Source organism: Indibacter alkaliphilus LW1 (genome assembly GCF_000295935.2).
In the GTDB taxonomy this organism is placed as follows: Bacteria; Bacteroidota; Bacteroidia; order Cytophagales; family Cyclobacteriaceae; genus Indibacter; species Indibacter alkaliphilus.
In genome coordinates, this window is sequence record NZ_ALWO02000052.1 from 143576 (window position 1) to 168103 (window position 24528).

13 protein-coding genes are annotated in these 24528 nt (G+C 39.5%); 7 read left to right on the forward strand and 6 right to left on the reverse strand.

Features of this window, described 5'->3' with window-relative positions; all coding sequences use genetic code 11:
* Window positions 1-98: 98 nt before the first annotated feature.
* Genes A33Q_RS18970 through A33Q_RS18985 form a run of 4 tightly spaced genes read right to left on the reverse strand, consistent with a single transcriptional unit; the run spans window position 99 to window position 7222 of the window.
* Window positions 99-3257 (reverse strand): efflux RND transporter permease subunit, encoded by a 3159-nt coding sequence (locus A33Q_RS18970; RefSeq protein ID WP_009033094.1) that lies wholly within the window; start codon window positions 3255-3257, stop codon window positions 99-101.
* On the reverse strand, window positions 3254-4363 hold the full coding sequence (locus A33Q_RS18975; protein ID WP_009033093.1) for an efflux RND transporter periplasmic adaptor subunit: 1110 nt from the start codon (window positions 4361-4363) through the stop codon (window positions 3254-3256). The genes A33Q_RS18970 and A33Q_RS18975 overlap by 4 nt, the downstream gene beginning before the upstream one ends.
* Window positions 4360-5739, reverse strand: a complete 1380-nt coding sequence (locus A33Q_RS18980) for a TolC family protein (protein ID WP_016255575.1) — start codon at window positions 5737-5739, stop codon at window positions 4360-4362. The genes A33Q_RS18975 and A33Q_RS18980 overlap by 4 nt, the downstream gene beginning before the upstream one ends.
* Window positions 5740-5788: 49 nt before the next feature.
* The gene (locus A33Q_RS18985) at window positions 5789-7222 is read right to left on the reverse strand and encodes an aldehyde dehydrogenase family protein (RefSeq protein WP_009033091.1); all 1434 of its coding nucleotides are present in this window, start codon (window positions 7220-7222) and stop codon (window positions 5789-5791) included.
* 440 nt (window positions 7223-7662) lie between these two features.
* Between A33Q_RS18985 and A33Q_RS21685 the strand changes: the two genes are divergently transcribed.
* From A33Q_RS21685 to A33Q_RS19005, 3 genes are read left to right on the forward strand one after another with little or no spacing between them, the layout of a single operon-like run.
* Entirely contained in the window at window positions 7663-11154 is a 3492-nt protein-coding gene (locus tag A33Q_RS21685; protein ID WP_152527437.1) for a T9SS type B sorting domain-containing protein, read from the forward strand.
* A gap of 12 nt (window positions 11155-11166) precedes the next feature.
* Entirely contained in the window at window positions 11167-12138 is a 972-nt protein-coding gene (locus A33Q_RS19000; protein ID WP_009033088.1) for a PorP/SprF family type IX secretion system membrane protein, read from the forward strand.
* Window positions 12139-12140: 2 nt separating this feature from the next.
* Window positions 12141-14510 carry an OmpA family protein gene (locus A33Q_RS19005; protein WP_009033087.1) on the forward strand — a complete coding sequence of 790 codons (2370 nt, stop codon included), beginning with the start codon at window positions 12141-12143 and terminating at the stop codon, window positions 14508-14510.
* Between the two features lie 72 nt (window positions 14511-14582).
* Here the strand turns inward: A33Q_RS19005 and A33Q_RS19010 are convergent, their stop codons facing one another.
* On the reverse strand, window positions 14583-15863 hold the full coding sequence (locus A33Q_RS19010; protein WP_009033086.1) for a peptidoglycan DD-metalloendopeptidase family protein: 1281 nt from the start codon (window positions 15861-15863) through the stop codon (window positions 14583-14585).
* A 315-nt stretch (window positions 15864-16178) separates the two neighbouring features.
* On the opposite strand from A33Q_RS19010, the gene aspS reads away from it, so the two are divergent.
* The 4 genes from aspS (at window position 16179) to A33Q_RS19030 (ending at window position 23626) form a co-directional block, all read left to right on the forward strand.
* Entirely contained in the window at window positions 16179-17933 is a 1755-nt protein-coding gene (aspS, locus tag A33Q_RS19015; RefSeq protein ID WP_009033085.1) for an aspartate--tRNA ligase, read from the forward strand.
* Window positions 17934-18117: 184 nt separating this feature from the next.
* Window positions 18118-20979, forward strand: coding sequence for an outer membrane beta-barrel protein (locus A33Q_RS19020; protein ID WP_009033084.1), 2862 nt, complete (start codon window positions 18118-18120; stop codon window positions 20977-20979).
* Window positions 20980-21268: 289 nt separating this feature from the next.
* Window positions 21269-22354, forward strand: a complete 1086-nt coding sequence (locus A33Q_RS19025; protein ID WP_009033083.1) for an aminotransferase class I/II-fold pyridoxal phosphate-dependent enzyme — start codon at window positions 21269-21271, stop codon at window positions 22352-22354.
* 150 nt (window positions 22355-22504) lie between these two features.
* Window positions 22505-23626 (forward strand): serine hydrolase, encoded by a 1122-nt coding sequence (locus A33Q_RS19030; RefSeq protein WP_235062819.1) that lies wholly within the window; start codon window positions 22505-22507, stop codon window positions 23624-23626.
* A 57-nt stretch (window positions 23627-23683) separates the two neighbouring features.
* Here A33Q_RS19030 and A33Q_RS19035 read toward each other — a convergent pair whose 3' ends face one another.
* Window positions 23684-24421: a 1-(5-phosphoribosyl)-5-[(5-phosphoribosylamino)methylideneamino]imidazole-4-carboxamide isomerase gene (locus A33Q_RS19035; RefSeq protein WP_009033081.1), complete on the reverse strand. Its 738-nt coding sequence runs from the start codon at window positions 24419-24421 to the stop codon at window positions 23684-23686.
* Window positions 24422-24528 lie beyond the last annotated feature (107 nt).

Sequence of the window (24528 nt, forward strand, 5' to 3'; positions counted from 1 at the left end):
TTTGCTAATTTTTTCAAGATAATCAAAAAACAGGAATCAATATGCTTGGGCTATTGTGAAATGCTTTTATTAAAACGCAAGGCTCAAAGCACTGCTTGTCAGGAGTCTCTTTTTTCCTTAAGGGCTGCCAATTCTTTTTCAGAGTAAGCCCAACCTGTAATCAGGACAAAGAGAACCGGAACTATAAATAATGTCATTATGGTAGCTGTCGTCATTCCTCCAAATACAGTCCAACCTATTGTTTGTCTTGCCAATGCTCCTGCACCTCCAGCAAAAACCAATGGCATAATACCAAGAATAAAAGCCAAGGAAGTCATGATTATTGGCCTTAGCCTCAACTTAGATGCTTCAATAACAGCCTCTTTTATACCCATACCTCCATCTACCCGTTCTTTGGCGTACTCGACAATCAAAATGGCATTTTTTGCAGCAAGTCCAATCAGGGTTAATAGACCGATTTGGGCATATACATTGTTTTCCAACCTGGGTACAAGCAGCAAAGTAATTATCGCCCCAAAGGCTCCTGTAGGAACTGCCATCAGTACTGAAAATGGTACTGACCAACTTTCGTATAATGCCGTAAGGCATAAAAATACGAATATTATGGAAAGTGCAAATATCAAAAGGGTACTACTGCCGGTAGCCACTTCTTCTCGTGTAATGCCCGAATATTCAAACCCGTAACCAGAGGGAAGTTGATTGGAAGCGACTTCTTCCAGCGCATTGATGGCATCACCTGAGCTTTTACCTTGGGCCGCCTCTCCATTTATGGTTGCTGAGCGAAATAAGTTAAAGTGACTGATCAATGGGGCATTTTCAATGAGCTTTACTTCGGTGAGATTACTTAAAGGAGTAAGTCCACCCGATGAATTTCTGAGAAAGAACTGACTCAACGATTCCGGGTTTTCCCTGTACATGGAGTCTGCCTGCACCAGTACCCTGAAGTTCCTGTTATAAAGAATGAAATCATTGACATAAAAACTACCCAAATAGGAACTCATTGTCTGATATGCTTCTCCAATATTGATGCCTAGCCGAGCTGTTTTTTCTCTATCTAGGTTGATTTGATAGGCCGGGGTGCTGGCGCTGAAAAAACTGAAAGCTGAACCTATATCTTCATGTGCATTAATTTCCCCGATAAAGTTTTGGAGATTACTTTCAAAATCTTTTATATCTCCACTGTTGTCATATTCTTGAAAAATAAAGGTAAAGCCTGAGGTACTTCCAAGGCCAGGAATTGCTGGAGGAGCAATAATTACCACTTCTGCCTCTGGAATTTCGGCAGCTAGGATTTTTTCCAACCTATCCCTGACTTCAAATGCACCTTGCCCCTTTCCTTTTCTTTCTCCCCAAGGGGTAAGTTGTGTAAAGACTGTCCCGGAATTGGATTTCGTGGCAAAATTCACAGCATTTAAGCCGGTTACGCCTGAGAAATGGAGAACTTCTTCCTGCTCATTGAGAATCTCCATGAGTTTGTTGATGGTTATGAGAGTCCGGTTTGTGGAAGCTCCCTCGGGAAGTTCGAAGGTCACAAATAATCTCCCTTCATCTTCAACTGGAATAAAGCCTGTGGATTTGATCTGAAAAAGGAAGAATGTAATCCCTCCAAGAATCAGTAGGGAAATGACAAAAAGCTTTACTTTTCCCAAGCTCCATTCCACTGCAGAATCGTACCTCTTTTGAAGTTTTTCAAAGAGCTTATTGAAATGGAAAAAGAAGCGGTTCAATCCCTTAGACTTTTCACTGATATTGGAGGGCTTAAGCAGAAGGGAACATAACGCAGGGGTAAGTGAGAGTGCAACAAACCCTGAAATCAATCCTGAAACAGCAACTGCCATTGCAAATTGCTGATAAAGCCTACCTATGATGCCGGGAATAAAGCCGACAGGCACAAATACTGCAGCCACAATCAGGGACATGGCAATAACTGGCCCTGAAATTTGCTTCATAGCTTCAGAAACCGCCTCTTTAGCAGAAACTCCTTTTTTCTCCATGATCGCTGAAGTAGCTTCCACCACCACGATGGCATCATCTACTACGATGCCTATGGCCAATACAAAGCCAAAAAGTGTTAGGGTGTTGATGGTAAATCCCAGAGGAATAAAAAGAGCAAATGTTCCTATTATGGAGACTGGAATAATAAGAATTGGAATGAGGGTAGCCCTCCAGTTTTGGAGAAAAACAAAAACCACTAAAATTACAAGACCTAAAGCGATAAGCAGAGTTTTTACGACCTCACTGATGGATTCGGAAACTACAGAAGCAGATTCGAAGGGGATGACATATTCTAAGTCTGAAGGGAAATTAGCCTTTAGACGCTCCATGGTTTCTCTTATACCTTGCTCCGTTTCCAAAATGTTACTCTCGGGAGTTTGATAAACCAATAAATAGGCAGCCGGATACCCGTCCGTAAAGTTATTGGTGGCATAATCAAAACGCCCCAATTCCACTCTTGCTACATCTTTGAGATAGACCAATGCATTGTCATCTGGGTTTGATTTGAGAATTACATTTTCAAACTCCTCAGCGGTCTGCAGTCTTCCATTGGTAAAAACATTATATTCAAAAGCCTGAAAATCTCTCTGTGGTGGAGCGCCTATCCGACCCGCCGCCACCTGTAAGTTTTGGTCTTGAAGGGCTGATATTACCTCATTTGCTGTAATTCCAAGCTGAGAGAGTCTATCTGGTTTCAACCATACCCTCATGCTAAAATCTTCTGCACGGGCAAAAATGTCCCCCACACCTGGAACGCGTAAGAGCTCATCTTTGACAAAAATATTTGTGTAATTATTTAAAAAATCTATTCCATGGGTTCCATTGGGAGAAAATATAGAGACAATCAATAAAATACTTGGGTTTCTTTTTCTCACCACTATGCCCAACCTCCTCACTTCTTCCGGCAGAAGGGGTTCTGCCACAGAAATTCTATTCTGGACCTCCACAGCCGCTACGTCTATATCCGTGCCTACCTCAAAGGTAATATTCATGGTAAGCCTTCCTTCTGAGCTCGCAGTGCTTTCAATATAGGCCATTCCTGGGGTCCCGTTGATTTCTGTTTCCAAAGGAGTCATGACAGTCTGCTCGATAGTCTCTGCGTCAGCTCCTGTGTAGGTAGCAGTGACTTGAATTACGGGAGGGGTAATGTTCGGATATTGAGATACAGGAAGGGTATTGATCGCCAAAATACCCAAAAGCAAGATGAAAAGGGAAATGACTATGGCCGTATTCGGTCTTTCGATAAAAATATCTGCTATCATCTGTCTTCCTCCTCGATGATTTCTATTTCGTCACCATCTTTTATCTTTTGGATTCCTTTGACCACTACTTTTTGACCAGATTCCAGCCCTTCCAAAATAACTGTTTTGTCCATGTAGTTTCGGCCAGGCTTGACCTTGACCTGTTTGGCAATATTTTCTTCGACCACGAAGACAGAAAACTCTCCCATTTGCTCTTTAAGTGAAGACCGGGGAACTAGGATTACTTTTTCGTTATCAGTTTCTTTTACAAACAATGTGAGACTCATTCCAGGTCTTATTTTACTTTCATTATTGTCAAATTTCAACCTGATCTGTACAGTGCCGGTATTTCTGTTGACTGCTCTATCCAAGATTTCTATCTTTCCCGGAATTGGATAATCGGAACCATCTGGCAACCTGATGCTGAAAATGGAATCTTCGAGTACTTTCGGATAAGAGGCCAGTTCTTGAAATTTACCCAAATATCTTTCTTCCGGATAAAAGTCAACTCCCATAGGATTATCTCTAGAGATGATATTGAGTAAACTTTCACCCGGATTGACCAAGCTCCCCATTCTTACTTGACTGAATCCTATGGTGCCGTCAAAAGGCGCATAAATACTTGCATATTGAAGGTCAATATTGGTGTTTTCGAGTTCTGACTTAGCAGCATTTAACTCCTGTTCCGCATTTCTCAACTCGACGGTAGCATTGTCATATATCTGTGCAGCGATAGCGTTTTCTGCTTTCAGACGCTCATAGCGTTGAAAGTCTTTTTGAATTCTTTCGAGATTTGCTTCTGCAATAGAAGCTGCAGCTTCGGCTTGCTGCTTTCTTGCCTGGTAGCGTGTAGGATCAACCTGGTAAAGAAGTTGCCCCTTTTTTACCTGTTGTCCTTCCTTAATATGTATGCCGGTGATATACCCCACTACATCAGCTCTCAATTCTACTTCCTCTAAGGCTACGGCAGTAGCTGGGAAGTTTCGGGAAAAATGTACCTCCTCCAATGAAGCTTCTTTTACTGTTACTTTTTCGGGAGATTTCTCTGTATTCTCATTTTTACAGGAATTACCAGCAACAAGAAAAATGATTAATGAGATGATATTTATGGTCAGTTTTTTTCTCATAATTCCTCTGTTAAAATTTCCCCTCTGGCCCTTAGAAGATCGATTTTACTTGCCATGAGCCGAAATAGCGCATTGATTGCATTGATTCTACTTGTACGTAAGTCAGCTTCTGCTTGAATTACTTCAAGAAAATTTTTGATCCCTTCTTCATATTGTAAGCTAATGGTTTGATATATTTCCTCGGCTGTTTTTTTATTCTCTTCCTGAATTTTCCATTGATAGAGGTAGGTTTTGTATGCACTCAGTGCTTCTTGGTGTTCACGGCTGACCTGAAGCTGCAGTTCTTTCTGAGCTACCTCCAGTTGTTTGAGCTGGAGATCTGCTGCTCTGATTTGATAATTTCTTCTTCCTCCCTGGAAAATGGGGAAGGCAAGGCGGAATCCTGCCAGTGAGTTTGGAAATGCGGTATTGAATAATTGGCTCCCATCCAAAGTCTGGTAAATGATATTGTAATTGAAAAAAGCATTTAAATCAGGCAGGTAGGTTCTTCTGGCATAGGCAAGCTCAGCTTCCTGTATGCTTTTCTGCGAAAGCAGGTATTTGGTTTCATACCTTTTATCAAAGTTCACCCCTTCTAATGTGTCTAAATAAACTTTTTCGGTTAATTCATTTAAATCATAATCCAATTCTATCTGAAAATCAGTCTGAATTCCTGAAATTTCTTTGAGTCTCGCAAGGCTGATTTGATATTGTTCTTTAGCTTGGAATAGTGCTGATCTTGAATTTTGGAGTGTAATAGAAGCTCTTTTGAAATCAATATTATCCGTAATCCCTGCCTCAAAGAGGGATTTGGCGTCCTTGAGTTGTCTTTCCTGCCTTTGGATATCCTCTTGCAGAATTTTAATTTCTTCCTGGCTGAGCAAAGCTTCAAAAAATGCCTTACTTGTATTTACATTCAAATCAATTTTCACTAATTCAAGACTTTGTTCTGCTGAATTCCTAAGTGGATTTGCCTGCCCTTTGGCTCTAAAAAGGTCATTGTTGACAATGGGCTGATTGATATAAAAATTCAGGTTACTGTTAAAAGGAACACCGGTTCGAACCTCTTGGACTGCTCCGGATTCTGGGTTATTGAAATCAGGAAAGATGGCTACAGGTTGCTCAAAATACCTGAAATAATCAGCGTCCAAGCCAGCTTGAGGTAACCACCCGGAAAGAGAGGATTTGACATTGTTCTCCATAATTTCCCTTTCCAAAAGAGAAATATTGAGGGCAGGCTGGTTCTGATAAGCTATCTGTATCAGTTCATCCAAGCTGAGCCTCTGAATCTCTTGAGCTTTGAGAAAAGCCGGAAAGGTACATAAAAACAAAAAAAGTAATTTTTTTAAGGTCATTTGAAAATGAAGTACATTGATCAAAATAGACTTTGATACCATAATTCAACTATTCATACCTTTTTTTGTTCTTTTTTTGTCAAATTATAAGTTAAAACCATTTCAAGAGACTGTCAATTATTTTTTTACCGGCAAAGCCATAGGGTGGATAAAGGGGCTTAGAAGCTGTTAGACCAACTCTTTGTTTGAGCACAGATTTTTCATTGCTAAAAGCCAAAAAACCAAAATGCCCATGAGCTTTTCCTATACCCGAATTGTTTACGCCGCCAAAAGGAAGTTCATTTTGTAAAAAATGAAGAACACAATCATTAGCAACTGCTCCTCCAGAGGAAGTTTCTTTGAAGACCTTGTTGATGTTTTCTGAATCTTTAGAAAAAACATATAAGGCCAGGGGTTTCGGCTTGAGGTTTATGTAATTTATAGCTTCTTCGAGATCAGCAAAGGAAATGACTGGAAGTATAGGGCCGAATATTTCCTCCTGCATGACTTCCATTTCTTCAGTAAGTCCGGTCAATACAGTTGGTTCAAAAAAATTCTCTTCTTCTTCTACATGTCCACCGAAATATTTCACTGCACCTTTAAGTTCGGCATCAGCCAATAGGTTTTTCATTCTTTTCAGGTGTTTGCTGTTGACTATCCTTGCGTAATCTTTGGATTTCTCTATTCCCTTTTTTGAGGGGTCATACATCTTTTTTATTTGCTGGACTAACTCTTTGAGAAATTCATCCTTGATGGCCTGGTGGACTAAGATATAATCAGGTGCAATACAGGTCTGTCCACAGTTGACAAACTTTCCCCAAACAATTTTTTCAGCAGCATCTTTGATATCTGCTTTGTTGTCGATAACGGCTGGAGATTTTCCACCCAGTTCCAGCGTAATAGAGCTGAGGTGTTCTGCAGCAGCCTTCATAATAATTTTGCCTACGGCTGGGCTACCTGTAAAAAATATGTGATCGAAAGGTTTGGATAAAAGAACTTGTGCGACTTCTACTTCTCCTTCAAAGACTGCCACTTGGCTTTTATCAAAAGTTTCTTCTACCAACCTTCTCAGCAATGCGGAAGTATGAGGTGTCATCTCCGAAGGTTTGATGATCGCTGTACAACCTGCGGCTATGGCAGATACCAAGGGCCCCAAGGCTAGGTTGAAAGGGTAGTTCCATGGAGCAATGATCAAACTTGTACCTTTTGGTTCGTATTGTACATAAGATTTTGTCCCTAACATTGGAATGGGGGTTGGAACCTTTTTGGGTTTTACCCAATGATCAAGATTCTTTAGGGCATGCTTTATCTCAGAAGTTACCACAAAGATCTCAGAAAGGTCAATTTCTGCATAAGGCTTTTTGAAATCAGCATGGATGGCTCTTTGTATGTCGCTGTGATTGTTTTTGATCCAGTTTTGAAGTTTTTCCAATAGTATTTTCCTTTCTTTCACAGATGAAAGCCTATTGTATTTAGCTTGTATTCTCTGTGCTGCGAAAGTCTCATCAATGGCCTGTTGAACATTTTCTCTGGCGATAGTCTCCATATATTTATCTAAATGTGCAAGTGGAATATACTACTAATATTTCAGTATTGAAATCAAAGTCTTTACAATTGAAGGAAAACCATCTATATTGAAAATCGTTTGTTTGATATCACCCATTTAATAAACAGATTTATGTATTGGAGTTTGGAAAGGATTATTCCCAAAGGGATTTTGGGGAATAATCAGAAAATGAGGGTTATTAAAGAATATTTGAAAAACCTCAAAAATGAAAATCAAGTGAAAAAGCAAAGAGGCTGAGGCCTCTTTTTTTGTGGGTCAAAACAACGAAAATGTTTTTCATATAAAAAATTTTGCATTTCAAATTAAAATAATTTTTAAAACACTTGGATGTGAAAAGCAAAAAAGTGTATTTTTACGACAGATAATTAATATTCATATTAATTACCACTTTGGATCACCCACTTTACGAATCAGCCCAAGTGAAGAAACTCTTATTCAAAACCTTCAATACAATATTCAGTATACGCTTTATTCTGAAAATGAGCAGCTTTAATAGCGTATTGGTTTTGTTTTTTTATTTTTTGATGATCAATGTTTTCCACCTTCAGGCACAATCTACAATTTATGTAGATAAAAATAATAACAGTGAAGGCATCAAAGAAGTAACCTTGATCATAGACAGAGGTGGCGCGAATGAACAAAGAATTGTCCAAACTTCTCAGACTAATGAAAATCCAAGCCCAGGAAATGTTCCTGTAGAAATTGAGTCTATTTTATTGGAGAATGGGGAAAGAATTTTTGCAACTTCCAGGTTTCCTGTTGTAAAAAGTGCCAATACACTACTTGGAAGTGACTTATCTCCGGCTGATGTAAGAGTGATCAAATACAACCATACAGAAAGATCCCAGCATATTTCCCATGCAAATAACCTTCAAAACTTTCTCAGAGCAATGGAGGAGGTTGTTTCTGTTCCAGACCTTAGGTCATATTGGGATATCAGCCCCACTCCAATTTTTGAAGAAAATAATGCTTTTGTAGACATCATTTACCCTAATCAGATTCCAAGCTCTGGATATATGTTAATTTCCGAGAGAAACGGAAACTCAGGAATGGATTTACTTCCATTAGATGCAGATGGAAATGTGATTCAAAATGCTTCTTTGGTTACCGTAATGCCTGAATATACTTGGAATACAGGGGTCAACCATCAAATTGATTTGCCTGAGCAAAAGCAATGGCTTACCATCATCAATGCAGGAATTTTTAATACTACCACTCCAATCCACGGATTTAGGGTTTTTGATATCATGGAAGCGGACGGGAAATTTGTCTTTTTTGCCAGAGAGGTTTCTGCGGTTCCTGACAATGCGGGACCTGTGTTTGGATTTTCAGGTGGCAATAACATTATTAACATTTTTGACAACGATGAGCTTGACGGACGTCCACTTGATCCAGAAGACATTGAATTGGTGGTTTTTGATATTGAGGGATCTCTTGCCTCAGGATTTATTATTTTGAATCAGGACCCGAATTCTCAAGGTTTTGGAAATGTATCTGTAGCCGCAGGTACTCCAGCAGGGGTTTATACTTTTGAATATGAGATTACAGATAAGCTTGATGGAAGAAAAGATCGGACTACAGTGACAATAAGGGTGACAGACCCAGTAGATCCAGAGTTTGAGGATTGCAGGGGAAGTGACTTTCTGGCCTGCAATGGAAATGAATTTTCTTATGGATCCATCTTTCTCAGTGATCAGACAGGAAATAAAATAGAAGGAGAAAGTTGTGAGTTCGGAACTTCATCAGAGGTTTACATTTCTGTTGCCTTTAATTCTGCCTTTGAAAACACAAGGTTTGAAACAAGGCTTCTGGCAGACTTATACATTGGGCAAAGCAATACACCGGTAAAAATCAGTGCGTTTTTAGGAACTTTGGATGCGGGTGTACAAGAATCTGTAATTCGTGTAATTTCAGAAAAATTTATCTGGAACTGCGGAGATGAGCTTAGTCTTAAAAATGTCCTGCTCTTATGGAGAGCTGAAGATGATTTGACTGATGCAGCCACTTGCGAGGATTATAATTCTGAATTTACTGAATGTTCAGAGGCTATCAATATTCAGACCCCTACAGTGGACAATGAATCCTGTATTGATGCTGCCAGAATTTCCGGTAAAGTTATACATGAAATCACCGGGGAGCCAATTAGTGGAGTTCCTGTTTTGTTGATTTCTCAAGGTGGCAAAGATGATCTGGTATATGTTGCTGTGACAGCGAGTGATGGAAGATATATTTTTGACGAAATAGTTTTTGGAGAGTACTTAGTACAGGTCAACGAAGCCAACCTCAATGCAGTCAAAGGGCTTTTTGCTTCAGGGGAATCATCTTTTACCGTTGTAGTAGATGCTTGTATCAATCAGGTTGAGGATTTCAATTATGGACCAAGTAATGATCTATACCTAGGGGGTATCGTTTGGTATGATGCAAATGGTAATGGTGTGCAGGATGAGTGGTATGATGCTAACGATGATGGGAAAGTAACTTTAAACGATCCTACAAAAGGGGCTATTGACATTAACGAATGGGAGTGGTTTGATTTGAATGGAGATGGAAGATACGACGGACCTGAAAACTTCGGAGAGCTGAATATTGCAGGTTTTGGTAACGCTAAGTCTACAAATATCAAAGTAGTTGGTCCAAACGGTTTTGAAAGAGGTTCATACATAGGTAAAACTGGATATTGGAGCGAATTGATAGAGCAATCCGATGCTTTTGGAGAATACTCAGCGCAATTGATCATGGATAGAAACCTGAATGACCAAGCGAGTGCTAAAGGTGAAAGTGGCCTTATCAAAACTTTACCTAATTTGAGAACTGAATTTCTCGATTCTAACATCAGGTTTGCTATTGAATGTGGATTGACCACTCCTGAGTTTGTTGAAAGAACCTTGAGCAGATCTAAGACAAGGCATAATGATCTTCATTTTGGTATTCGTTGTCATGAAGGCTTTGTAGAAATCATAGCAAACGACGATGATCTGGGTGAGCATTTTATAAGTTATGTAGGCCCTTTGGGTAATATTTTAGAAAATGACTTATTGAATGGAAAGCCAGTAACTCCTGACCTGGTGGACTTTGAATTTACCGAATTGGACGGGCTGATTGGTTTGAGTATTGAAGAGAATGGTGATTTGAGTCTCTTAATTCCTGAGATTAATGCTCCTCGGACTTATACTTTGAGATATACACTTAGAGAAGTTGGCTACCCAGATAATTTTGATGAGGCTACCGTTACTTTGATTCTGGTTTCGGATAATATAGATCTTGCTATAGAAAAGACCTCTAATGGAGCTGAAATTTATGAGGGTGATGAATTTGAGTACACACTAACTATCAGTAATCTTGGAGATACTGGTGCTACAAATGTAGAAATTGTAGATGTTCTTCCTCCTGGATTAAGTTATGTTAGCACAGTATCATTCTCAAGTGATAACTCCATAGACTTACAAACAAATGTTACTGGTAACAGTATTACATATTTTATTCCTAGATTCAATGCAGGAGTTGTACTTACAATCAGTGTTGTGGTGACTGCAGACGCTTTAAACGGGACAAATTCATTGACCATCACCAATCAGGCTACTGTAAGTGCCGCAGAAGAAGATATCAATCCTGCCAATAATAGCGCTACGGATGTAAACGTGATCAACCCCTTCTTCATTCCAAATGTAATCACTCCCAATGGAGATAATAAAAATGATCGGTTTGAAATCAAAGGAATAGGCAAATTCGCAACTAATGATATTGTGATTTTCAACCGTTATGGGGATCATGTTTTCCAAATAGAGAACTATGATAACAACTGGGATGCTCCAGGTCAGGTAGCAGGCACCTATTATTATATCTTCAGAGGCAGTGATCGAGCTGGAAGGATGCATGAATTTAAGGGCTGGGTTCAGATAATTAAAGATTAATCCGGAGAAGAAATGAAGAAGGTTTTACCCATATTTATCTTGATCATGTCAGTGGCACTGCTGCCAAGTGTAGCGCTCTTTGGTCAGCAATTGCCCCAGTTTAGCCAATATATCTTCAATGGCCTGCATATCAATCCAGGATATGCAGGTTATAAAAATCAAGGATATATTCAGAGTACTTACAGAGATCAGTGGGTTGGATTTCCCGGTGCTCCCCAGACGTTTACCGTTACCGCTGACTTGAGTGCAAATGAAGGTCTAATGGGTTTTGGGGCATCTATTATGTCCGATAAAATTGGCCCAACCAGTACATCTTCAGCATTGCTTTCATATGCATATAGGGTACAGACCGGAAAGGAAAGTTTTCTTTCGCTGGGAGTGAGCGCAGGAGCAAGTCAGTATGCAATAGATGGAGATTGGGCATTTAATGATCCAAATGACCCAGAAATCCCTGAGGGTAGGATCAACATGTTCACTCCTAACATGAATGCTGGTTTATTTTTTCACTCTGATAGATTTTACGCCGGGTTCAGTGCGTTCAATTTAGTGGGTAAAAAAGCCCTTGAACGTGAAGATGTTGCTCTTGCATTTCATGATTTTCATTTTTACCTTACTGCAGGGTTGTTGGTGCCTGTAAGTGATAATGTTTCTTTTAAGCCTAGCTTTTTGATCAGGGAAGTGCAGGGAGCGCCAACCAGCTATGATATCAATGGAATGTTTCTTTTTATGGAAAGACTTTGGCTGGGAGCTTCTTATAGATCCAACATGAGAATAGGGAATGAAAACCTAATAGGAAACCTCAATAACAGAACAGCAGTGGCATTGATTGCTGAAGTTTTTGCCACAGAAAGTATAAGGGTAGGTTATGCTTACGACCATAATCTCAATATTTTGGAGAATTACAGAAATGCTTCACATGAGATTTCTATAGGATATTACATTAGTCCCAGAACTGCAAAACTCAAAAACCCAAGGTGGTTCTGATCATGAAGAACAAGAAACTTATTACTCTTATATTTTTCGGAATATTTATAGGTCAAGTTCAGGCCCAAAATTCCAAATTGAGATATGCTGACAAACAATTTGCACTTGAGAATTATGCTCATGCGGCAGAAATTTACGAAGAGGCATATAAGCGAAAAGGAATATACAAAACCGCTGTTAAAATTGCCGAAACTTACAGCAATATTAAGGATTATGATAAAGCTTACCTTTGGAGTAAAGAGGTAATTGCTTTTGAGGAGGCAGGGAGATCGGATTATTACGCCTATCTCATTGCAGCAATGCAAGCAGATAAGGGGTTTGATGTAGAAGAATTGCTTAAGGATTCAGACTTTGAGGTTTTTGATTTTCCGGAGCTTGATTTTGGAAGAATTGAATACTTGCATGCCAATAGAGCCAATGTTAACCTGGTGTCAGTAGATGGGCTTAATTCAGAAGGTTCCGACTTTGGGTTTAGTAAAGATAAACATGGAAATGTATTTTTTACAAGCGATCGTGGTCCGGTAGTCAGTTCTGAAAAAGCAAGTATTAGACTGGACGCAAAAAATAGCCTTTTCAGTCAAGGAAAGAGCGATTTCAATGACAGGGCGTTTTTTGGCTTGTATAGAAAAAGTAAAGCAGGTGATTTGATGGCATTAAAGACTGACTTGAAAGGAGCTTTGCACATGTCTGATGCTTATGTGACTCTGGACGGTAAAAGGATATTTTATACGGCAGTAGTGGGAAAAGCCAAGGGTAACAAGCGGGAAGATATTGTCAATCAGCCTGGAGTTTATTTTGCTGATCTCGATCAGGATGGTTTAATCAACAATACTAAAGCCTTGCCTTTTAATGAGCCCTTTGCTTATGGAGTCATGCACCCCTATTTAGACGAGAGAAATAAGCGCTTATTCTTTGCTTCCGATATGCCTGGCGGCTTGGGGGGCTATGATATTTATTATGTCGAGTTCAATGATAGAATGGAATTTGGGATGCCCGTGAATTTAGGTCCTGAAATCAATACCCCAGGAAATGAGAGTCATCCCTCAATAAGTGGGGATATCTTTTATTTTTCATCCTCAGGACACTCAGGCCTTGGAGGAATGGATATTTTTAGTGCGGATTATGACAAAGGTTCCTTTTCGGGGGTGAAAAATATGGGTGTCCCTTACAATAGTTCAAGAGATGATTTTGCATACCGGGTGAGTGAGGATGGTGTTTCTTACCTTTCTTCTGACAGGTCAGGAGGTTTGGGGCTGGACGATATTTATTATATAGTTGATCTTCAGAAACAACTGCAAGCCCAATTAGTCGACTGCGATGGTTATCCAATAGAAGGGGCTTATGATGCAACTCTTCTAATTAAGCCTCAATCAGAACAGATCGAAACCATAAAAGGTAGTCAAAACGAAGTATTAGCAGCACTTGACCCTGAAAGCGCTTACTCTTTGAAAATTGATAAAAAGGGTTATTTCCCCGTTTTGGACTCCACACTTAGTACATTCGGTTTGAGAGAAGATACTTTAAAAAGAGTTTATACCCTTGTAAAAATTCCTTACCAAACAGCGGCAATAGTTGACATCATCTATTACGACCTGGACAAGTCTGGTATTAGAAATGATGCAATTCCTATTTTGGATAGAATTGGCGAATTGATGAAAAAGTATGACTTCTTGGATTTAGTGGTCTCCAGCCATACTGATTCCAGGGCAAGCAAAGCCTATAATGAAAATCTTAGCCAAAGAAGGGCAGATGCAGTGAGGGATTACATTGCAAAATTTGATATCGAATCCGATAGACTAAGGTTGGAGTGGCATGGAGAAGAGGTATTGGTAAATGATTGTGGTGACGGGATTCCCTGCTCTGAATCAAGGCATCAGATGAACAGAAGGTCTGAATTGGTACTGGAGGCATTTCCTGATATGGACAAAAAGTATGAGTTGCCCGAGAATTGGAAGGATTATTTGACAAATAAGTGCGATGAAATAGGCTTTTTTGAATTAATGCAGCAGGATTTGGCTGAGATACCAACGGTGTATTTTGATTTTGACAAAAGTACGCTTAGGCAAAAGCACTACAAAGAATTGGAAAGAGTAGTTTTCATGATGCAAAAAATGCCAAATCTCCACCTCTATATTGAGGGGCATACAGATCAGCGTGGAAGTGAGACGTATAATATGCCTTTGAGTGAAAAAAGAGCAAAAGTGGTCATGGATTATTTAAAGGAAATGGGGCTGGAATCATCCAGAATAAAATCCAAGTGGATGGGCAAAAGTATTCCAGTGCATGACTGTATGTCTCAGGACTGTACCGAAGCCATGCATCAGCTAAACCGGCGCTCAGAATTGTTGCTGAAAAGACCAGAAAAGGAATAATCGCCGATTAATCCCTAATTTTCAAAACGTCTTTTTTGACATATCTATAATCAAATTCTAATCCTATTAAGCTTATTTTTCAGCAAGTAACTTTTCTTCTTTCTTTTGAACCGGAATAGCAGCAATCTGACTGATCTTTTCCATCTTCACTCTTTCGAATGCCTCTCTGTTTTCTTTTGTAATTGGATCAGCAGGTGGAATTTTTTCTGCCAGCCAGTCAACCTGCTTACCGTTTTTCCAGAATCTGAAGCAAAGGTGAGGACCTGTAGCCAAACCGGTACTGCCCACAAACCCGATGACCTGACCTTGTTTTACTCTGGTACCAGGTTTCATGCCTGAGGCTATTTTGGACATGTGCAAATACTGGGTGGTGTAGGTGTCGTTATGTTTGATTTTGACATAATTTCCATTGGCACTGGTAAACCTTGCTTCCACCACAGTTCCATCACCTACGGTTCTTATCTCAGTACCTGTTGCCGCAGCGTAATCAGTGCCCAAATGTGGTTTATACCTTTTTTGGACAGGGTGAAATCTTCTCAGGTTGTATTTAGAACTTATTCTTGTATACTTTACCGGGTCTCTTAAAAAAGACTTCTTAAAGCTATTTCCTTCTTGATCAAAGAAATTTACTTCCCCGTTTTGTTCGAAAGGAATAGCATGGTATTCTTGTCCTTTGTGCTGGAAATATGCTGCTTCGATATCTGTTATTCCAACTACAATATCATCAATTACTTTTTCTTTATAGACAACTTTAAACTCATCCCCTTTTTGCAGTCCTTGGAAATTGACATACCAGCCAAAAAGATCGGCAAACTGGTCTATCAAGTCATTGGTAATACCTAATTCTCCCATATTTGAAGAAAGATTATTGGTGATAACACCACCTTTTTCAACATGCCTCAAGTCCACAGGCTTTTCTTCCTTGTAGATCTCTACTTCATCCAGTTTGAAGACCACATATTCGGAAGGGTTAGGCTCGTAAATAAAAAATTGAGCTTGTGAAGAGTCTTCAGGAGTTAAGACCGTGAATTTTTTGTTGAATGCAATTTTTCTTACATCAAAAATATCTTTTGACTTTTTGGCGATCTGATCTATGATTTCGTAAGGGACATTGAAAGGTGAAAGAATAGAGGATAATGTCTGGTTTTTGCCGACTAGGCCTTCGGTGATCTGAAGTCCGTTGACGTCTATGCCATAAAGTAGGTTTTCGACTTTGACTATTTCTTCCAGTTCCTCAATTTCAAAATCCTCTGCAACGACTTCATCGGCTTTGGAATTTTTTTTCTCCATCACGAAATAGCCTCCTGTTAAGGCGATAACCAAGGCACTGATGCCTATCCATTTTTTAACCATTATAGAGTATTATTTTTTTAATTGGGCAGATTATTCAAAGAAATTTAAATTTCGTTCAAATAACAAGCGGAAAGCAATGTATCTTGAAATTTTAACATTTTTATCGATTTATTAAAATAACGCCCAAAAAGTGATTTACTGTTTAAGCAATCGAATGATTTTCTAAAAAAAGTTGATGATTGGTAAAATTTACATACCAAACTCCTCTCTTTCTTACAGATTGTTGAAGTTTCAATGCATTCTTTTGTTGCTACTTAGCATACTCTGAGAGGTTTGTTTATCTTTGTCCACTTTCAAAAAATACCAAGTAAAAACATGCACAGAACTCATACTTGCGGACAGCTAAGGATAGAAAACATAAATGAAGAAGTGACTTTGGCCGGCTGGGTACAAAGGGTAAGAAACAAAGGTGGCCTGATCTGGGTAGACCTGAGAGACAGGTATGGTGTAACCCAATTGATTTTTGAAGAGGGATCTTCTGCACCTGAGCTTTTGGAAACTGCCGCCTCATTGGGTAGAGAGTTTGTAGTCCAGGCTTCTGGAAATGTAATTGAAAGAACTTCCAAAAATGATAAGATCCCTACTGGTCATATTGAAGTGAAGGTAAATAGTCTTAAAGTACTCAATGCTGCTAAAGTTCCTCCTTTTATCATTGAAGATGAGACTGACGGTGGTGATGAATTGAGAATGAAGTACAGGTACCTTGATCTGCGAAGGAGTGTAGTGAGAGAAAAGCTCCAGCTTCGTCATAGAATGATGCAGGAGACCAGAAAATATATGGACAGTCAACAGTTCATAGAGGTAGAAACTCCCGTATTGATCAAGTCAACACCTGAGGGTGCAAGGGATTTTGTGGTTCCAAGTAGAGTGAACCCAGGAGAGTTTTATGCTTTGCCGCAATCTCCTCAGACATTCAAGCAATTGTTGATGGTCAGTGGATTTGATAGGTATTTTCAGATCGTAAAATGCTTTAGAGATGAGGACCTAAGAGCAGACAGACAGCCAGAATTTACCCAGATAGACTGCGAAATGTCCTTTGTGGATCAGGAAGATATTCTGAATACTTTTGAGGGCCTTGTTAGACATCTTTTTGCAAATGTAAAAGGGGTAAAGCTGGAGGAAGTGCAAAGGATGACTTTTGCGGATGCCATGAAATACTATGGTAATGACAAACCGGATTTGAGATTTGACATGAAGTTTTCCGAAATCAATGATCTGACCCAAAGCAAAGGCTTTTCCATCTTTGATCAGGCAGAATTGGTATTGGGTATTTGTGCCAAAGGAGCAGGTGAGTATACACGTAAACAATTGGATGAGTTGACCAATTGGGTCAAAAGGCCTCAAATAGGAGCCAAAGGTTTGGTTTATGTGAAATGCAATGCAGATGGCACATTCAAATCATCTGTTGATAAATTTTACAATCAGGAAGACCTAAAGGCTTGGGCAGACAGGATGGGCGCAATGGAAGGTGACTTGTTGTTGGTTTTGAGTGGGGATGCCAAGTCTACCAGAAAGCAGATGTCCGAACTGAGATTAAAAATGGGTGAAGACCTGGGATTAAGAGACAGAAATGTTTTCAAGCCATTGTGGGTGATGGATTTTCCATTATTGGAATGGGATGAAGAAACCCAACGCTACCACGCAATGCACCACCCATTTACCTCACCGAAACAAGAAGACATTCCATTGCTGGAATCAGATCCGGGAGCGGTAAGGGCAAATGCCTATGATCTGGTGATCAACGGGGTTGAAATTGGTGGAGGTTCAATAAGAATCCACGACAGGGCTACCCAGCAATTGATGTTTACACATTTAGGATTTACCAATGAAGAAGCTCAGAAGCAATTTGGATTTCTGATGGAAGCTTTTGAATATGGAGCTCCACCACATGGAGGAATTGCATTTGGATTTGACAGGTTCTGTGCCATTTTTGGTGGTTCAGATTCTATCAGGGACTACATCGCTTTTCCAAAGAACAACTCTGGTAGGGACGTCATGATTGACTCACCAAGTACCATTGCAGAGGAACAATTGAAAGAACTTTCTATTAAACTTGATGTGAGAGAGTAGTCTTTTAAAACACTATATTTAGCCGGCGAAATCAAGAGGGTTTTGTCGGCTTTTTTATTGCTTTTTTTCTTAAAATTAATTTTTGACCATTCGGCCCCAAATTATTCCTTTTGAAACTTAGTCTCTTAGGAGGTTAAACTTTTCTAACCCTGCACAGGTCTAATTGTGGAATAAACCGAATTTTATGCGTCAATCTTTACTTACATTTACTTTTACCCTAATAGTTTTTGTTATGGTTTTTGAAGCCAATGGGCAAAGAAGGGATTTTGAATCACTCATCCTCAAAGGAAGGGTTTTGGAAGGTTCTTCACAGGAACCAATGATCGGAGCCAATGTCATGATTAAAACAGTAACAGATTCACTTTTGAACTCTACTGTCACTGGGGCAGATGGCTCTTTCCAGATAAGCAGGCCTAATATACCCGATGTTAAAGTTGAAATTTCTTTTTTGGGGTTTCAAAAAATAATCCACGTTCACAATATCAATGAGAAGCTAGATTTGGGCAATTTAAACCTAGTGGAAGATAGTAAGTTGCTGGGTGAGGTTTTGATAGAAGGGCAAGTGGTAGTGGGTGAAGTTAAGGGTGACACTACCTCTTTCAATGCCAATGCCTTTAGGACCAGAGAAAATGCCGATGCGGAAGATTTGGTAAGAAAAATCCCAGGAGTAACAATACAGAATGGAGAGATTCAGGCCAAAGGTGAACAAGTGCAAAAAGTTCTTGTGGATGGAAGGGAGTTTTTTGGGAATGATCCATTCCTTGCCCTCAGAAATTTGCCCGCTGATGTCATAGACAGAGTTGAAATATTGGATCAACAGTCGGATCAATCAAGGCTCACAGGTTTTGATGATGGAAACTATTCACGGACTATCAATATAGTGACTAGGCCGGACAAGAGAAGTGGCCAATTTGGAAGAGTCTATGCCGGTGGTGGTACAGACGATCGCTATGCTGCTGGCGGTAATTTCAATTTGTTTAAAGGCGATAAAAGAATTTCTATCATAGGCTTATTCAATAATATCAATCAACAGAACTTTTCCTCTCAGGATCTGGTAGGAGTCACAGGAGGTCAGGGGGGTGGACCTGGTGGCCGCGGAGGCGGTGGCAGACCAGGCGGCGGTGGTAACAATAATTTCCTCGTAGGACAGGATCAAGGTATCATTACTACCAATAGTGTTGGCTTAAATTACAGTGATAAAATCGGCAGTAAAATGAACCTAACAGCTTCATATTTTTTCAATTCTACCAATAATAACCTGTTCAGGCTGACCAATAGGGAAACAATTCTATCTGAGACCAACCGTCAGTTTTACGATGAAGCTTTAATCAATACTGTCCGAAACAATAATCACAGGATAAATAGCCGGATTGAATATGATATCAATGAGAAAAATGCTTTGATCATTACTCCATCCTTAAACTTTCAGACTAATAAGACTTTTTTAGATCGGGATGGGATCAATTTCTCAGGACTTAGAGATCCGCTTAGTGGAACAAGGACTATTTCCGATGCAGAAACAGATGGGTACAACCTTTCCAATAACCTTGTTTACAGGTATAAATTTGATAAGCAGGGAAGAACTTTATCGACTACGGTATTTACGGCTTGGAATAACAGGGACCAACTCTCTGATTTGATTGCAGCCAACAGGGATTTTATCCGAGATATCCGGGATACTTTAGACCAACAGACAATAGGGCTATCTGAAGGATTCAATTATAGGGCGACAGTACAATTCACAGAGCCAGTAAATGAAAACTCACTTCTGACAATGTCTTACCAAGTAGGAAATAACAAGACTTCGGCGGATCAACAGACTTTTGCACTTGTTCCGGAATTGGGAATGATGGTTTTGGACACGGCCTTGAGTAACGTTTTTGACAATAGATTTATCATTCAAAGGCCAAGTGTGGGATATAGCTACAACCTCAAAAACTGGAATGTAAATGCTAACCTGGATTATCAATATGCTATGCAGGATAATGAGAGCCTTTTCCCTATGGAACAGACTTTCAATAGAACCTTCAGCAACTTTTTACCTGGCATGAATGCCTCCTACAGAAATCGGGAAAAGGGTACTTCATTCAGAATGAGGTACAGGACCAACACTCAGGAACCCAGCGTCAATCAATTGCAAAATGTCATCAATAACCAGAATCCCCTTCAATTGTCAGTTGGAAATCCGGATTTGGGTCAGGCATTCAGCCATAGTGTATTTACCAATTTCTCGAAAATCAATCTGGAAAAATCGAGGACTTTCTTCACCTTCCTATTTTTATCAGTCACGGAAAACTTTATTGGGAACAGTACTTTTGTAGCGCAATCCGATTCACTGGTAAACGGAGATGTATTGCTCAGACCAGGAGCACAGATCAGTAGACCCGAAAATCTTTCCGGTCAGTTCAGATCCAGACTATTTGTCACTTATGGAACACCGATTAAGAAGCTGAAGTCACAGTTTAATCTCAATTCCAGTGTTTCTATGAACAGGACGCCAGGCTTAATCAATGGACAAAGGAACTTCAATGATAATTTAGACCTGAGCCAAGGGCTGACATTGACGAGCAATATCAGTAAAGACCTGGATTTCACCTTGTCTTCTACAGGTACTTATACCATTGTAAACAGTAGTCTTCAGACTAACCTGAGCAATAATTTTTATATACAAAACTCGAATATTAGGTTTTATTATAGCCCCAATAATGGAAAGCTTTTTGTTTCTAATGTAGTCCAAAACTCTCTTTACAGAGGGATTTCTGCGGAATTGGATCAATCTGTATGGCTGTGGAACATTGAAGCAGGGTATAGGTTTCTAAAGGACAATAAAGGGGAGTTGAAACTGAGCATTTTTGATTTGCTCAACCAAAATAATGCTATAGGAAGAGTAGTCAATGACGTCACAATAGAAGACACCTTTACAAGAGTGCTGACGAGGTATGGATTAATCTCATTTACCTATATCATTGGCAACTTCAAACCCCAACAAAATCAAGGAAATGAAGGTGGAAGACCCTGGAGAGGCGGAGGAAGCAGGACTTGGTAGAGTGTTGGGAAAAAACTACGATTAAATAGCAAGGAGCATAGCAGATTTAGCTATGCTTTTTTTGTAAATGAGGGTAGTTCAATTTTTTTTGAACCAATTTTGCGATTCTGGGTTGAACTTCTATTCAAAATCCAATAATAATAGCAAAAATTCAGTAAAAAATGGATTTAAGTAAGTCGATATGAGATTTTTAGATGGAAAACTTTGGAAATCTCATCGCGAATGAATTAATTAAGGTTTGCTTAGGTAACTTTGCTAAAACCTGTCACCCATCACCCATTTACCCCTTATGAGTTTATTCCATCTTCAAACCAAAATCGGTCGGCACATCACCCGTGATAACAAAGAATATTTGTACTTCAGCGGTACGGATTATCTTGGAATTGGGACCACTAAGGAATTTGAGGATCTTGTAATCCGAGGAATCAAAAATCTTGGGCTCAATCATGGACTGAGTAGAATCAATAATGTCAGGCTGAATATTTTTGACCAATTTGAAAATTATTTTGCGGAGAAAGCAGGGGCTGATAAAGCACTGGTTTGGAGTAGTGGCTACTTGGCAGGTTATGCTACAGTAAATTACCTATTGGATTTCACCGATTATATTTTTGTAGCACCAGATACACATCCTGCAATATTGCCGGAAGAGCTTAATCCCGATCCTAATCAATCATTTGATGACTGGGTAAGCCATGTCAAGGAAATGTGCGATACACTAAAGCCTCAGCGAATTCTCATTTTGGCGAATGCTGTTGACCCTTTGAAGCCTTCAGTACATGATTTCAGTTGGATGGGCTACCTGCCAAGAAAGCATGAATACACTTTTTTGGTAGATGATAGTCATGCTTTTGGTGTTGTTGGGGAAGATATTTATGGAACTTACAACAGGTGGAAGTTTTTGCCTGTTGAATTACTCGTTACGGGATCACTGGGTAAAGGACTAGGTATGCCCGCAGGGATTACTTTGGGTCCTGTGCAACCTATCATTGGGATATTGAACAGGAAAATTTTCAGGTCGGCCTCTCCTCCACCCCAAGCATATCTTTGGGCTTTTTTACAGGCTCAGGATTTGTTCAAAGAGCGGTTTGAAAAACTAAAGAAAAACAGAACTTACTTCAATTCAGTAGTAGAAAAGATCACTGGACTGAATAATGATTCAGGTTTTCCCATTTATTCATTCAATAACAGAAAGTGGGTTGCTCAATTGGAGGAAGAGGGAGTGATAATCAGTTCATTTCCTTATCCAGAGCCTACTGACCCTTGGGTCAACCGGATTGTACTTTCAGCAAATCATGAGCAGGAAGATCTACAAAGGTTATATTTGATATTGGAAAAAATTCAAGGCCAGTTGATGGAATCAACAGTACTTAACTAGATGATGATATAATTTTTGAACTTTATGAAGTTTACGGGGTTTCAGTCCATCATTTTATTTTCAGTTTTTCTCCTGCTGCTTTCTTGCTCAAAGAAAGATTCAAACCCTTTTCAAAATATTTCCGGCGAATATCCTGTCTTGAAACATGCCTTGGAAAATAAAGATAAGTATCATGTTCAGATCCTTTATACCCAAATTGACAGGCATGAGGACAACTCTCCGGTATTCAGACAATTCAGTTATGGACTAGATGATGAAAAATATTTTTATCCTGCATCCACTGTAAAACTTCCTATAGCAGTTTTGGCTCTTGAGTGGCTGGAATCCCAAGATGTGAGAGGGCTTTCCAAAGAGAGTATGATGGTTGTAGACTCTGTACGAGCTTCACAAATTTCTGCCTTTATAGACAGTACTTCTTTTTCATTGATGCCAAGTGTTGGGCATTATATCAAAAAGATACTTTTGGTAAGTGATAATGATGCTTACAATAGACTTTATGAACTTTTGGGTCAGGATTATATCAATGAGCGCATGAAGGAAATAGGGTTAGCCAATACTGTGATCAACCATAGGTTAAGCTTGCCAATGAGTGCTGAAGAAAACAGGCATTTTAATCCGATCAGGTTTTTGGACTTTGAAGGTGAGTTAATCTTGGATTTGCCCGCCAGGGAGACTTCAAATGTATATGCCAATAAAGTTAAGCCCGCCATTGGGAAAGCTTATTACAATTCAGGTGAACTGGTAAATGAACCAATGGATTTTACATTCAAAAATAAGTATGCGCTTTCTGATTTTCATGGCACCGTGATGCGTCTTGTGTTTCCAGGGAATTTTGAAGACACAGAAAGGTTCAGGATTTCTGAAGAGAGCCGAAAATTTCTTTTGAAGTACATGTCTATGCTTCCCGGTGAAAGCGACTACCCTTCTTATGAATTGCCGGAATATTATGACAGTTATTCCAAGTTTTTCAAATTCGGGCGGGATAAAAATCCAATTCCAGGTCAGTTCAGGATATTCAATAAGACGGGAATGGCTTATGGCCACCTCCTTGACGGAGCCTATTTTGTGGATTTTGAAAATGGTGTAGAGTTTTTTGTTTCAGCAGTCATCTACGTCAATGAAAATGAAACTCTCAATGACAACCAATATGAATACGATGAAGTTGCTTTTCCTTTTTATGAAGAACTGGGGGAGTACCTATATCAATTGGAAAGAAACAGAGTAAAGGTTAGGAAGCCTGTATTTGACTCTATCAGGATGGATTATCCCTAAGAGATTGTTTGGACTTACTATCAAAAAAGGCCAGTTCATAAGAGCTGGCCTTCGCTTTCAGGTGTTTTCAGACATAAATTTATCAATGTCCTTTAATGTAATGATGCCTTCATAAAAAGCTCTTCCAAAGACGACCGAGGTTACCCCAATGTTTTTCAAGGTTTTAAAGTCATCAGTATTTCGTACTCCTCCACTTGCTGCAAGATGAATAGAGGGGTATTTCTCGACAATCTGTTCATAAAGCTTGAGGTTTGGTCCTTCCATTACTCCATCTCTTGTAACATCAGAACATTTCAGGTATTTTAATCCTCGTTCATAGAAAAAATCAATGTGATCAAATACATCTATTTCTGTCTTTTTCAACCACCCTCTTACTTTGATTTTGTGGTCTGCAGGGTTGGTGTCAGCGGCCATAAATATTTTTTCTCTTCCATAGGACATAATCCATTGGGAAAATCTCTCAGGGTATGTTGCGGCAACAGACGAGGCAGTGATCGCATATGCTCCATTTTCAAAAGCTTTCAGTACATCTCCATCTGTAGAAATCCCTCCGGTAAAATCCACCTTAAGGTCTGTATAGCCTGTGATCATTTCGAGGATATGGTAATTTTTCGGTTCCCCTCTTCTTGCCCCATCCAAGTCAACCAAGTGAAGCCATCTTACTCCATGATCCTCAAATGCCTGAGCAAGCTCTACAGGGTTGTTTGAAATCACCTCTTGGGTGGAAAAATCACCTCTTTTGAGTCGTACGCATTTACCTTCAATGAGCCATATAGATGGTATGATATCAAACATTGCCTTTAGATTTTGATTTGAGTTTGTGCTAGGTTATCCGGCTGTAATTTAACTAAAATAATAAATTTAATATTACCGGAATATTAAAGATAATACATGAAGGGTGT